This window comes from Streptomyces sp. NPDC002088 (genome assembly GCF_040296605.1).
GTDB lineage: Bacteria > Actinomycetota > Actinomycetes > Streptomycetales > Streptomycetaceae > Streptomyces.
In genome coordinates this window covers 72170-83810 of record NZ_JBEOXO010000035.1, presented here as the reverse complement: position 1 = coordinate 83810, position 11641 = coordinate 72170, and the positions used below count along the sequence as shown (strand labels likewise).

Below are 11641 nucleotides of genomic sequence, written 5' to 3'. Positions count from 1 at the left end.
AGTACATCCGCCAGCAGCAGCGCCCGGCCTGACCACACCCTGCTCCCCGGCTCCGCCGCGAAGCAGCCCCGACGCTCCGCGTCGGCTCATGGACAAACCGGACCCTGCGGCGCTCCGCGCCGCTACGACCAGATCGGCTACACCCCCGCCGTAAACGGCGGAGCCCTGCCGATGAACTTGGGAGGTCCCCCCCGGAGCGGATCCACCTCTACGGCTGCGCGGCCGTCGAGCCGACCGACGAGGACGGCGTCGTCCCGCGTGACGGGCCTGGTGGAGAAGCCGTCGCGCGAGAACGCACCGAGCCACTACGCGGTCATCGGCCGCTACGTCCTGGACCCGGCCGTCTTCGGCGTCCTCGAACGCACCCCGCCCGGCCGCGGCGGCGAGATCCAACTCACCGACGCCCTCCAGGAACTCGCCACCGGCGGCACGGTCCACGGCGTCGTCTTCGACGGCCTGCGCTACGACACCAGCGACAAGGCGGACTACCTCCGCACCGTCGTCCGCCTGGCCTGCGACCGCCCCGACCTGGGACCGCAGTTCGTGGCCTGGCTCAAGGAGTTCGTCGGGGGCTCGGGGACACCGAAGCCGACGGGCACCGGCAGCCGGCCCAGGAGTGCGGGAACGACGACGAGGGCATCGCGGCCTGACGAGGACGACAGACGCGCGCCAGGAAACGGGCGGCGGCCACAGGCCGCTGACGGACAGCCGACGCGGGTCGGAGCCAGTCAGTCACAGGTCGCCGACGGACAGCCGACACGGGGCGGGGCCGGTCAGCCACAAGCCAACGGCGAACGGCCAACGGCCAACGGCCAACGGCCAACGGCCCGACGACACCACAGGGTCCCGGCCGGAAACGACGTACCCGCGGCCGGGTCCCTCTTCCGTGACGGGAGTCAGCTGTTGGGGCGCAGGGTCCAGACGACCGTCATCTCAGTGGTCACGGCGCCGTCCTCGCGCTGGATGGCGACGGAGACGGGGAACTCCGGGCGCTTGCCCGCGTCGAGTTCGGCGACGACCTCCGCGATCGGGCGGCCGAGCGTGGCCGTGGCCCTGACCGGGCCGAGCGCGATCTTCTTGAAGGCGATCTCGGCATTGACCGGCAGCGGCACGGCGCGGGAGAGCTGGTCGCCGAAGGCGGCCAGGACGATCGCGCCACTGGCCGACTCGCCGAGGGTGAACATCGCTCCGGCGTGCGGTCCGCCGACGTGGTTGCGGTACTCGCTCTGGTCCGGGAGGGCGAGGACGGCCTTCTCCGGAGTGGTCTCCAGGTACTCCAGGTTCAGGGTCCGAACCATGGGCACCGTAGCGGCGAGCAACTCGCCGATCGACATCTGATCTGCGCTCATGACCGACACGTTACCCACGAGTAGCCTCCGCTGGCCAGACCCTGGGCCTCCGCCTTCGGTACGCCCCCGACAAGCGTCAGTGACCAATTCGTGTCCCAGGCGGCACCAGGGTTGCTCGGCATGTGACCAGGACAACAGCAGCCGCCCGGGGGCGAGCACAACCCGCAAGGGCAGAACAACCCGTACCAGCAGCCGGGATACCAACAGTCGAATCCGTACCAGCAGCCCGGCCATCAGCAGCCCAACGCAGATCCTCAGCACGGTGCGGCTGCACGGGGACCCGACGGAGAGCTGACCGGGCCGAACGCTACTCATCATCCAGCGTCAGTCCGACTTCTCCTCCGGTCGACTGCTGGGCACGGATGTGCAGGACGTCCCCGATGAACAGGTCGTACACCAGCACTCCGATCACGCCGCCGATCAGCGGCCCGACAATGGGGATCCAGAAGTAGTTGCTGAACGACCCCGACAGGGTGCCGGGCATCGCCAGATCCTGCCAGCCGGCAGCCCAGGTGAGCAGGCGCGGGCCCAGGTCACGGGCCGGATTGATGGCGTAGCCGGCGTTCGCCCCGTAAGACATGCCGATCGCCGCTACGACGAATCCGATGATCAAGGGCCCCAAGTTGGCTTTCACAGCGGTGTTACGCAGATCGACGACGGCGACGATCAGCATCACCAGGAACATGGTGCCGACGATCTGGTCGATCAGTGGTCCCCAGATGCCGCCATGGAAATACGGCGCCGGGAAGGTGCCGAAGATGGAGAAGGACGCGAGCGTGTGGCCATTGGTCTTCGGGCCCTTCATGGCAGCGTCGAAGGTGCTGATCGCGTCGTGGTAGACCCCGTAGACCAGCGCGGCACCGGTGAATGCCCCGATCAGCTGCGACGCCATGTACGGGAGGACCTTGGCCCAGGCGAATTTCCGGCGCACCGCGAATGCCAGGGTCACCGCCGGGTTGAGGTGCGCCCCGCTCACTCCCCCGGCCACGTACACACCGAAGGTCACGGCCAGTGCCCAACCCCAGGCGATCAGCAGCCAGTCCCCTGCTCCCCAGAAGAATGTCGTGGGCCCCGAGGTACGACCCGACCCCGGCAGGGCCGCGACCGTCATGGCCACCACACCGCAGCCGAAGGAGATGAGAACGAATGTCCCGAGGAACTCTGCCAGGCATTCGCCCCACAGGCCTCCACGGCGTCTGAGCCTAGAGGGCTTGAGAAGTGGCGGGATCTCTACAGCCATGGAACCTCCCAGACTGTCATCTGTCGCGCCGACAGGCGCTCGATCCCCTCCCTCCGATGCTGGTCATCCTACCGTGACCTGGACCTGCGGGCTCGGTGACGCCATGTCCCGCCCGAGCCTGCGAACGCAGAGGCGGTTGCCCTTCGATCGGCCATTCGTGTGGGCGCCCGCGCCGGAGGACCAAGCCGGTGACCCAGGGCGAGCCGGGCGCTGAGAACGGTTCAGCCGATACCGAAAGCCCCGTCGGGGGGCTCGGGGGACGGTACGGCGTCCTCGTCCCGTACGGGCCGCGCGTCGCCGATGAAGTCCCTCAGCGCGGCCCCGTGTTCGACGCGCGCCGGGAAGGCGTCGGCGGCGGCGAGCCGGGCCAGGGCCGCGGTGTCGAGCGGGTGGTGCGCGGCGACGAGCACCGCGTTGCCGAAGCGGCGGCCGCGCAGTACGCCCGGTTCGGCGATCAGCGTCAGTTCCCGGAACTCCGCGGCGAAGGTGGCGAGTTGGGAGCGCAGGAAGGCGAAGGGCGCGGCGTCGGCGAGGTTGGCCAGGTAGACGCCGCCGTCGCGCAGGACTCGCCGGGCCTCGCGGGCGTAGCCGAGGGACGTCAGGTGCGCGGGGACGCGGGAGCCGCCGTAGACGTCGGCGACGAGGACGTCGGCCGAGTCGTCGGGGGCGGCCTCCAGCCAGACGCGGGCGTCGGCCGCGTGCAGGGTGACGCCCGCGCCGTCCGGGAGCGGGAGGTACTCGACGACCAGCTTCAGCAGGCCCTCGTCGGCCTCGACGACGTCCTGCCGGGAGCCGGGCCGGGTCGCGGTCAGGTACCGGGGCAGCGTGAGCGCGCCCCCGCCGAGGTGCAGCGCGTCCAGTGGACGCCCCGGCTCCGCGACGGTGTCCAGGACGTGCCCGAGCCTGCGGGCGTACTCGAACTCCAGATGCGTCGGCTCGTCCAGGTCGACGTACGACTGCGGTGCCCCGTCGACGGTCAGCAGCCAGGCCCGCTCCCGGTCGACGTCGGGCATCAGCTTGGCGGCCCCGTGATCGACGACTCGGCTTACGGGTATGGGCTCGTTCACCCTCCCATTGTGCCCGCGTGGAGCGCCCCGGAGTGGCCCGGGGGACCGCGCGACCGGCCCTGGCCGGCCCCGCGGTCCCCCGCCCATGGAGCACCCGTCACCCGACGGCGGTCACGGTCCCCGCCCCGACGGTCCGCCCACCCTCGCGGATGGCGAAACCGAGCCCCGGCTCCAGCGGGACCTCGCGGCCCAGCTCGACCGTCATCGTGACGGTGTCGCCGGGGCGGGCGACCGCCGTCTCGCCGAGGTCGACGTCGCCGACCACGTCCGCGGTGCGGATGTAGAACTGCGGCCGGTATCCGGTCGACACCGGGGTGGTACGGCCGCCCTCGCGCCCCGACAGCACGTACACCTGCGCGGTGAAGCGCCGCCGGGGCACCACGCTGCCGGGCGCCGCGACGACGTGCCCGCGCCGGACCGCGTCACGCGGCACCCCGCGCAGCAGCAGCGCGACGTTGTCACCGGCCTGCGCCTCCGCCATGGGCTTGCCGAAGGTCTCCACGCCGGTGACGACGGTCTCGACACCGGCGCCGAGCACCTCGATCCGGTCGCCGACGCGGACCGTGCCGCGCTCCACGGCGCCCGTGACCACGGTGCCCCGGCCGGTGATGGTGAGCACGTTCTCCACCGGCAGCAGGAACGGCGCGTCCACGTACCGCTCCGGCATGGGCACATACGTGTCCACCGCGTCGAGCAGCGCCTCGATCGACGCCGTCCAGCGCGGGTCACCCTCCAGGGCCTTCAGCCCGGAGACGCGTACGACGGGGGCGGCGTCGCCGCCGTAGCCGTGCGCGGTGAGCAGTTCGCGGACCTCCAGCTCGACGAGGTCGGAGAGCTCCTCGTCGCCCATGTCGGCCTTGTTGAGCGCGACGACGATGTGGTCGACGCCGACCTGACGGGCGAGCAGCACGTGCTCGGCGGTCTGCGGCATGATCCCGTCGAGCGCGGAGACGACGAGGATCGCCCCGTCGAGCTGCGCGGCCCCGGTGACCATGTTCTTGACGTAGTCGGCGTGGCCCGGCATGTCCACGTGCGCGTAGTGCCGGGTGTCGGTCTCGTACTCGACGTGCGCGATGTTGATGGTGATGCCGCGGGCGGCCTCCTCCGGCGCCCGGTCGATGCGGTCGAACGGCACGAACGTGCCGGCCCCGCGGTCGGCGAGGACCTTGGTGATGGCGGCGGTCAGGGTGGTCTTGCCGTGGTCGACGTGGCCCATCGTGCCGATGTTCAGATGCGGTTTGGTGCGCACGTATGCCGTCTTGGGCATGGCGGTACCTCGAAGCCTCTCAGTGAGCCGAGTGATGGTCCCGGCGCTCGGAGCGCGGCCGGGACAGGGACCCCGAGAAACTGGCCGACCCTCCCCCTGCGGGGTCCGCCGGACTATCCGGAGAGGGTCAGCTTCGGGCGCCGTCGACTGCTGCGACGACCACGGGAACGGCAGCCTTCGGGGCATCCGCGACCGCGGATGCTGCGAGGAGGAAGGCGTACCGGAACATGACACCGATCATTGCCGACGCGTCACCTCACGTCGAATGGTTTTCCGGGCCACGACCTGCGTGGGCACGCGCGCGTGGACGCGGTTTTCACGCGCGCGTGGACGCGGTTTTCCCGGGGGCCATACGGCGATCACACACGTAAGTCGGTTACTGTCACCGGATGCTCGATGCCACCACCCGCTCTGGGGGCACCGCCACGGCCTCTCCCCGGGCCGCCGCGACGGAGTGCACCGTCGCCCTGTCCACGCCCGCCGGTTTCGGCTCGCGCTGCACGAGAGTGCTGCTCTCGCCCTGGTCCCGGTTCGCGCTGCTCGTCGTGCTGCTCGCGGCGGCGGCGGCGAGCGTGCTGCTCTTCGAGCCGCAGAAGCTGCTGGCGCACGGCTGGCCACCGCATGTCGGGGGTGCCGCGGCAGCCGTGGTGTTCGGCGTGGCGTACGGCCTGTGCACGGTGGCGTTCGTGCCACGGCCGTTGCTGAACCTGGCGGCGGGCGCGCTGTTCGGCTCGCAGCTCGGGGTCGGTTCGGCACTGGCGGGCACCGTACTCGGCGCCGGGATCGCCTTCGGTCTGGGCCGGGTGCTCGGGCAGGACGCGCTGCGGCCGCTGCTGCGGGGCCGCTGGCTGAAGGCGGCGGACGGGCAGCTCAGCCGGCACGGCTTCCGCTCGATGATGGCGGCCCGGCTGTTCCCCGGGGTGCCGTTCTGGGCGGCGAACTACTGCGCCGCCGTCTCCCGCATGGGCTGGCTGCCGTTCCTGCTCGCGACGGCGCTCGGGTCGGTTCCGAACACCGCCGCGTACGTCGTCGCGGGCGCCCGTGCCTCCGCGCCGACGTCGCCCGCGTTCCTCATCGCGATGGCCTGTATCGCCGTACCGGCGCTGGTGGGCGCGGTGGTGGCGTGGCGCAAGCGCCACCACCTGCGGCCCAGCTGACGACCTGTTATGCGGCTTCCAGGATCATGGCGTTGGCGAGGCCGCCCGCCTCGCACATCGTCTGCAGGGCGTAGCGGGCTCCGCGCTCGCGCATCGCGTGGACCAGGGTCGTGGTCAGACGGGTGCCGCTCGCGCCGAGGGGATGCCCGAGCGCGATCGCGCCGCCGTGCACGTTGACCTTGGCGAGGTCGGCGCCGGTCTCCTGCCGCCAGGCCAGCACCACACTGGAGAACGCCTCGTTGATCTCGAACAGGTCGATGTCGTCGAGGGTCAGGGAGGCCCTGCGCAGTACCTTCTCGGTCGCCGGGATGACGCCGGTGAGCATCAGCAGCGGGTCGGAGCCGGTGACGGCGAAGCTGTGCAGGCGGGCCAGCGGGCGCAGGCCGAGGCGAGCCGCGGTCTCGCCGGCCATGATGAGTACGGCCGAGGCTCCGTCGTTGATCGGGCTGGCGTTGCCCGCGGTGACGTTCCACTCGATCTGCGGGAAGCGCTCGGCGAAACCGGGGTCGTAGTAGGCGGGCTTCAGGCCGGCGAGGATCTCCGTGGTGCTGCCGGGCCGTACGCACTCGTCGCGGGTGATGCCCTCCAAGGGGGCGACCTGGGCGTCGAAGAGGCCCGCGTCCCAGGCTGCGGCCGCCTTCTGGTGCGAGGAGACCGCGAAGGCGTCCAACTCCTCACGCGTCATGGACCACTTCGCCGCGATGAGTTCGGCACTGATGCCCTGCGGCACGAGGCCCTCCGGGTAGCGCCCGGCGACCCCGGGACCGAAGGGGTCGGTGCCCGGCAGCACCGCCGATCCCATCGGCACCCGGCCCATGGACTCCACACCACAGGCGACGACCAGGTCGTACGCCCCCGAGATCACGCCCTGCGCCGCGAAGTGCACCGCCTGCTGGGAGGAGCCGCACTGGCGGTCCACCGTGGTCGCGGGCACCGACTCCGGGAAGCCCGCCGACAGCACGGCCTGCCGGGTGATGTTGACGGAGTGCTCACCGACCTGGGTGACCGTGCCGCCGATGACGTCGTCGATGAGCGCCGGGTCGACGCCGGAGCGGTCGACGAGGGTGCGCAGGGTGTGGGCGAGGAGCTCGACGGGGTGGACGTGCGCGAGGGCGCCGTTCGGCTTGCCCTTGCCTATCGGGGTGCGTACGGCTTCGACGATCACTGCATCACGCATGTGCGGGCCTCCAGGACGAGCAGCGACTCACTACCAGTGAGTAGGAAATTCAAACTCACCATAGCTCCACGAGTTGGAAAATCAAACCCTCCCCTAGACTTGGCTCCATGGCCGCCACCCGAGACCCGCGCCCCTGCTCCATCGCCGACGCCCTGGCGCTCGTCGGTGAGAAGTACTCCCTGCTCGTCCTGCGGGAGGTGCTCCTGGGCAACGGCCGCTTCGACCAACTGGTGCGCAACATCGGCGCCCCGCGCGACATCCTGGCCACCCGGCTGCGGCGTCTGGTCGACGCCGGGGTCCTGACGAAGCGCGTCTACAGCGAGCGACCGCAACGCTTCGAGTACCGGCCCACACAGGCGGGGCTCGAGTTGGAGCCGGTCCTGATGACCCTCATGGAATGGGGCGACCGTCATCTCCGTAAGGACGCCGAACGCCCCATGGTGATCGAGCACGTCTGCGGCAACGAACTGGTCCCGCTCGTCACCTGCTCAGCCTGCGGCGACGAGGTCCGCCACGAGGACCTGACGGCCCACCCCCAGGCCCCGGGCTGGACGGTGACGGGGCCGACGGCGGCCTGAGCGCTTCACTGGAAACGCGGTGATGAAGCTGCGGGCCGACCGATGAACCTGCGGGCCGGCCGTGGCTGGTCGCGCCCACGCGGCGGAGCCGCACATGTCACAGCCCCGCACCCCTGAGGGGCGCGGGGAACTGCGGCCCTCAGGGCCCGGCGTAGCAGTGCACGGCCACCGTCCGCCCCGGCCCCCACAACTGCTCGACCGTCGCCATGCGCTCCCACCCCAGCCGCTCGTACAGGGCGGCCGCGGCGGTGTCGGAGGATACGACGTCGAGCACCGGGTGCAGACCGTGTCGCCGCGCCTCCCGCACGGCCCGGTCGATCAGCAGGGCGCCGATGCCGTACCCCCGGGCCCACGGCGCGACGAACAGCCGGCCGAGGACGGCGGCCGACTCCGCGTCCGCACCGGTGCGCTCGTCCCACAGCCCGGGAGCAAGATCACCCTCCGCGCTCCGCGACAGTCCGACGTGGCCGGCGAGACGGCCGTCGAGTTCGGCCACCCAGGCCCCGAGGGAGGCGGCCGGCGACAGCCACTCCCCGGGCCGCTCGGGCCAGTTCACTGGATAGCCGTCACGCCGATGGACCTCGGACAGGACCCGCACGCACTCCGCGAGGTCGTCGTCCGTCCTGTCGCGGACCGGACCGGCCGCCCGTCCGTTCACATGCTCCCCTGCCGGATCTCGTACACGTCGAGCCTGCCGCACATCCCGAACCTCCCGTGCTCCGAGGGCTGTTCGGATCGTACGACGGCCCCGCCGAGGTGGGAGAGGTCGCCCCGTTCGAGGCGGTCGAGCTGCTCCCCCGTCGCCGCGGCGGCCGCCTCGGCACCGCGCCGCCAGCGCTCGCGCCACTCGGTGATCCGGGGCCGCACCAGCGCGCCGGCGGCCCGGTGGAAGGCGGCCAGCGCCTCGGGCCCGTCGGCGCCGCGCAGCGCCCGGTAGCCCTCCAGGGCGAGGTCGCGGCGGGCGCGGGCGATCCGCTCCCGTTCCGCCTCGGGCGCGTCGGCCGGGATCGTCGTCGCGGCGGCGTACGTCTCCGGGTCGGTCAGGTACGGCGGAGGCAGCGTGAGCACCGCGTCGCCCGCCTCCGGCAGACCGCTGTTCTGCATCAGGACGGTGATGCGCAGGTCGTCCTCGTTGACCAGCCGGTGGATCGTGCCGGGCGAAAACCAGGCGACCGTGCCCGGCGCGAGCGGTGTGACCGCGTACCCGGACCCGGTGAGCGTCTGCACGGCGCCGCGCCCGCCGGTGACGACGTACGCCTCCGAACAGGCCAGGTGCATATGGGGGGTTCCGCCGCACAGGCCGTCGGCCGCCGGCCAGTCGTACACCGACAGCTGCGAGAGACCGACCCCGCCCGGCAGACCGGCGAACTCCGCCGCGCTCACCACGGGTGCGCCTCCAGGTACTTGGCGATCTCCTCCCGTTCCCAGGCCCCGTCGGCCACCACGATCCGGTAGCGGCGGGTGAGCGTGTCGCCGGGGGCGAGTTCGAGCTCGTCGTAGAAGGACCAGGACGGGGCGACGCCGGCGAAGGGGTCGTTGCGGACGAACCAGTGGGCGGGGTGGGCGCCCTGGGTGCCGGCGTGGTCGTTCTCCGGGGCGTGCGCGAAGACGAGGGTCGCGTGACCGTCCGTGCCGTCGTGCTCACCACAGAGGGCGAGCCAGGGCGACTGGGAGCCCATGAGCTCCTGCCCCTCGCCCTCGGGGCCGATGACGCGGCCGTCGCGGAAGGCGCGCGGGCCGCGCCAGAACAGGCCCGTGTAGCCGGCCGTCTCGCGCCCGGCGGTGGTCGGGCTGCCGAACCGCAGCGGCTCGTCGCGCCGGTTCGTCACGGCCGTCGTCCAGGTCAGCGCCCAGGAGCCGGCGGCCGGGTCGACGTCGTGGATCTCGACGCGGCGCTGTTCCTCGGCCCACAGCTCCCCGCTGTACGGGTGCCAGGTGAGCCGTTCGGCGATGACGACACGGTCGCCGTCCGAGGCGACTTCGTCGAAGGTGACGTGCGCCATCGAGCCGACACGCTCTGGGAGTTCGAGATATCCCTCTCCGTGAACGTATGTGTTGCCGCCCCACAGATTCGCCCCCGACAGATGGGATGCGGTCAGCGACAGGCCCTTGTGCCAGCGGTGGTCGTTGGGCCGGTAGTCGGTGACGACGTCGCCGGCCAGGGTGCGGATGGGGTGGACGTACGGCTTGGGCGCCTCCCAGGCCGCCTCCGGCCGGTAGACGTAGGAGAGCAGCTCGACACCGGTGGTGGGCTCGGTCACGGTGATGCGGTCGCCGTGCGCGTGGACGATGCGCAGTCCGTTCGTCATGCGGGCACTTCCTCGCTCGTGTCGGGCTGTGCGACGGCGGTCGCGGGCGCCCAGCCGGGTACGCCCCCGTGCAGGGCCGTGTAGAACGGGTCACCGGGCCCGATCTCGCCCCGTCGCACCGTGACGTCCGTGAACGCCGACTTGTACAGCGCGCTGATCAGTTCCAGGCTGCTGCGCCCGTCTTCGCCGCTGCTGCGCGGCCGTTCCCCGGCGCGCATGCTCGCCACCAGTTCGCGCAGCTGCTCCAGGTGTGAACTGGGCACGTCCGCGCCGAAGTCCTGCCAGGCCGCCACCTCGTCGGCCGGTACGTCCGCGGCCGCGGTGATGCGCCAGTTGGCGTTGCTGTGCCCGTAGAGGTGGGTGAGTTCGACGGTGGCGCGCTCGCAGTCGATGCGGATGCGGCTGACCTCGTCGGGGCTGAGGACGCTGTTGACGATCGTCGCCATGGCCCCGTTCTCGAAGCGGACCAGGGCCGTGGACACATCCTCGGTCTCCACGTCGTGAACCAGGCGACCGGCCATGGCCCGCACCTCGGCCCACGGCCCGAGCAGATCGAGCAGCAGATCCATCTGGTGGATCCCATGCCCCATCGCCGGGCCGCCGCCCTCGGTCTGCCAGCGGCCCCGCCAGGGCACGGCGTAGTAGGCGGTGTCGCGGTACCAGGTGGTCTGGCAGTGCGCCACGAGCGGCCGGCCCATGGTCCGCTCGGTGAGCAGCCCACGGACGTGCCGGGAGCCGGAGCCGAAGCGGTGCTGGAAGACGATCGACGCGTAGGGACCGGCCTCGGCGCCCTCCTCCGCCTCGACGGCGTCGAAGTCGGCGAGGGTCGGCACCGGCGGCTTCTCGCACCACACCCAGGCCCCGGCGCGCAGCGCCGCCACCGTCTGTTCACGGTGCAGGGTCGGCGGGGTGCAGATGGTGACCAGGTCGGGCCGCTGCTCGCGCAGCATCCGGTCCAGGTCGGTGTACGCATGCGGAATCCCGCCCGCCGTACAGAACTCCTGCACGGCGACGGCGTCGATGTCGACCGCGGCGACGACCTCCGTCTCGCCCTCCTCGGCCAGCTGGGCCAGCGCCGGCAGATGGGAACCGCGCGCGATGGCGCCGGTACCGATGACGGCGGCGCGGATGCGGCGGCCGGTGAGCGGAGAGGAGAGCGGAGCGGCGAGCGGAGCGGAGTGGGGCTGGGACGTCCCGGGGTGGGCGGCGGGCGTGGACATGGACGTGATCAGCACTCCTCCGGAGCGACGAACAGAACGGCAGCGCGGCAGTAAGCGCTTTCCCTTTCGCTGCAACGTATGCGGCGGCACCGCGGCCGGTCAACACCCGGAGGCGCCTCCACGCCGACCGCCTCACCGACCGCCTTCGAAACCCCTGTGGTGGGCCTGTCACCCGGGGACGCTACGCTGCCCCACGGCGCACGTGATCAACGCGCGCGACGGAACGCGTGTCCGTATCACCGCACGGCGGACCCGGCGGCCCCTCGCCCCTTCCACA

Annotated in this window: 11 protein-coding genes and 1 pseudogene; 3 read left to right on the top strand and 9 right to left on the bottom strand. The window is 71.8% G+C overall.

The annotated features are described in order from the left end of the window. Nucleotides 1–188: 188 nt before the first annotated feature. A pseudogene (locus ABT114_RS43970) lies at nucleotides 189–579 on the top strand (sugar phosphate nucleotidyltransferase); the annotation flags it as partial. A gap of 317 nt (nucleotides 580–896) precedes the next feature. On the opposite strand, the gene ABT114_RS43965 reads toward ABT114_RS43970, so the two are convergent. The 4 genes from ABT114_RS43965 to tuf all read right to left on the bottom strand — a co-directional run bounded on the left by ABT114_RS43965 (nucleotide 897) and on the right by tuf (nucleotide 4923). After that, the gene (locus ABT114_RS43965; protein ID WP_351151056.1) at nucleotides 897–1334 is read right to left on the bottom strand and encodes a DUF4442 domain-containing protein; all 438 of its coding nucleotides are present in this window, start codon (nucleotides 1332–1334) and stop codon (nucleotides 897–899) included. A 322-nt stretch (nucleotides 1335–1656) separates the two neighbouring features. After that, on the bottom strand, nucleotides 1657–2589 hold the full coding sequence (locus ABT114_RS43960) for an MIP/aquaporin family protein (RefSeq protein WP_351151046.1): 933 nt from the start codon (nucleotides 2587–2589) through the stop codon (nucleotides 1657–1659). A gap of 221 nt (nucleotides 2590–2810) precedes the next feature. Then, nucleotides 2811–3656, bottom strand: coding sequence for a spermidine synthase (locus ABT114_RS43955; protein ID WP_351151043.1), 846 nt, complete (start codon nucleotides 3654–3656; stop codon nucleotides 2811–2813). A 97-nt stretch (nucleotides 3657–3753) separates the two neighbouring features. Further along, nucleotides 3754–4923, bottom strand: coding sequence for an elongation factor Tu (tuf, locus tag ABT114_RS43950; RefSeq protein WP_351151041.1), 1170 nt, complete (start codon nucleotides 4921–4923; stop codon nucleotides 3754–3756). 389 nt (nucleotides 4924–5312) lie between these two features. On the opposite strand from tuf, the gene ABT114_RS43945 reads away from it, so the two are divergent. Further along, a complete protein-coding gene (locus tag ABT114_RS43945; RefSeq protein WP_351151038.1) occupies nucleotides 5313–6080 on the top strand; it encodes a TVP38/TMEM64 family protein in 768 nt (255 codons plus the stop codon). 7 nt (nucleotides 6081–6087) lie between these two features. Here the strand turns inward: ABT114_RS43945 and ABT114_RS43940 are convergent, their stop codons facing one another. After that, complete coding sequence (locus tag ABT114_RS43940; protein ID WP_351151035.1) at nucleotides 6088–7257, bottom strand: thiolase family protein; 1170 nt, start codon at nucleotides 7255–7257, stop codon at nucleotides 6088–6090. Between the two features lie 107 nt (nucleotides 7258–7364). Between ABT114_RS43940 and ABT114_RS43935 the strand changes: the two genes are divergently transcribed. After that, the gene (locus ABT114_RS43935) at nucleotides 7365–7835 is read left to right on the top strand and encodes a winged helix-turn-helix transcriptional regulator (protein WP_351151032.1); all 471 of its coding nucleotides are present in this window, start codon (nucleotides 7365–7367) and stop codon (nucleotides 7833–7835) included. Between the two features lie 139 nt (nucleotides 7836–7974). Here ABT114_RS43935 and ABT114_RS43930 read toward each other — a convergent pair whose 3' ends face one another. The 4 genes from ABT114_RS43930 to ABT114_RS43915 are packed head-to-tail and all read right to left on the bottom strand — an operon-like array spanning nucleotide 7975 to nucleotide 11364. Continuing rightward, nucleotides 7975–8493 (bottom strand): GNAT family N-acetyltransferase, encoded by a 519-nt coding sequence (locus tag ABT114_RS43930; protein ID WP_351151029.1) that lies wholly within the window; start codon nucleotides 8491–8493, stop codon nucleotides 7975–7977. Next, nucleotides 8490–9221, bottom strand: a complete 732-nt coding sequence (locus tag ABT114_RS43925; protein ID WP_351151026.1) for a cupin domain-containing protein — start codon at nucleotides 9219–9221, stop codon at nucleotides 8490–8492. Before ABT114_RS43925 ends, ABT114_RS43930 begins: the two co-directional genes overlap by 4 nt. Then, nucleotides 9215–10144, bottom strand: a complete 930-nt coding sequence (locus ABT114_RS43920) for a DUF6807 domain-containing protein (protein ID WP_351151023.1) — start codon at nucleotides 10142–10144, stop codon at nucleotides 9215–9217. Before ABT114_RS43920 ends, ABT114_RS43925 begins: the two co-directional genes overlap by 7 nt. After that, nucleotides 10141–11364: a Gfo/Idh/MocA family protein gene (locus ABT114_RS43915; protein ID WP_351151020.1), complete on the bottom strand. Its 1224-nt coding sequence runs from the start codon at nucleotides 11362–11364 to the stop codon at nucleotides 10141–10143. Before ABT114_RS43915 ends, ABT114_RS43920 begins: the two co-directional genes overlap by 4 nt. Nucleotides 11365–11641 lie beyond the last annotated feature (277 nt).

Coding starts and splice junctions, on each gene's coding strand:
- ABT114_RS43915 (WP_351151020.1), bottom strand. CDS start 11,364: ATGTCCACGCCCGCCGCCCACCCCGGGACGTCCCAGCCCCACTCCGCT.
- ABT114_RS43945 (WP_351151038.1), top strand. CDS start 5,313: ATGCTCGATGCCACCACCCGCTCTGGGGGCACCGCCACGGCCTCTCCC.
- ABT114_RS43935 (WP_351151032.1), top strand. CDS start 7,365: ATGGCCGCCACCCGAGACCCGCGCCCCTGCTCCATCGCCGACGCCCTG.
- ABT114_RS43920 (WP_351151023.1), bottom strand. CDS start 10,144: ATGACGAACGGACTGCGCATCGTCCACGCGCACGGCGACCGCATCACC.
- ABT114_RS43960 (WP_351151046.1), bottom strand. CDS start 2,589: ATGGCTGTAGAGATCCCGCCACTTCTCAAGCCCTCTAGGCTCAGACGC.
- ABT114_RS43965 (WP_351151056.1), bottom strand. CDS start 1,334: ATGTCGATCGGCGAGTTGCTCGCCGCTACGGTGCCCATGGTTCGGACC.
- tuf (WP_351151041.1), bottom strand. CDS start 4,923: ATGCCCAAGACGGCATACGTGCGCACCAAACCGCATCTGAACATCGGC.
- ABT114_RS43940 (WP_351151035.1), bottom strand. CDS start 7,257: ATGCGTGATGCAGTGATCGTCGAAGCCGTACGCACCCCGATAGGCAAG.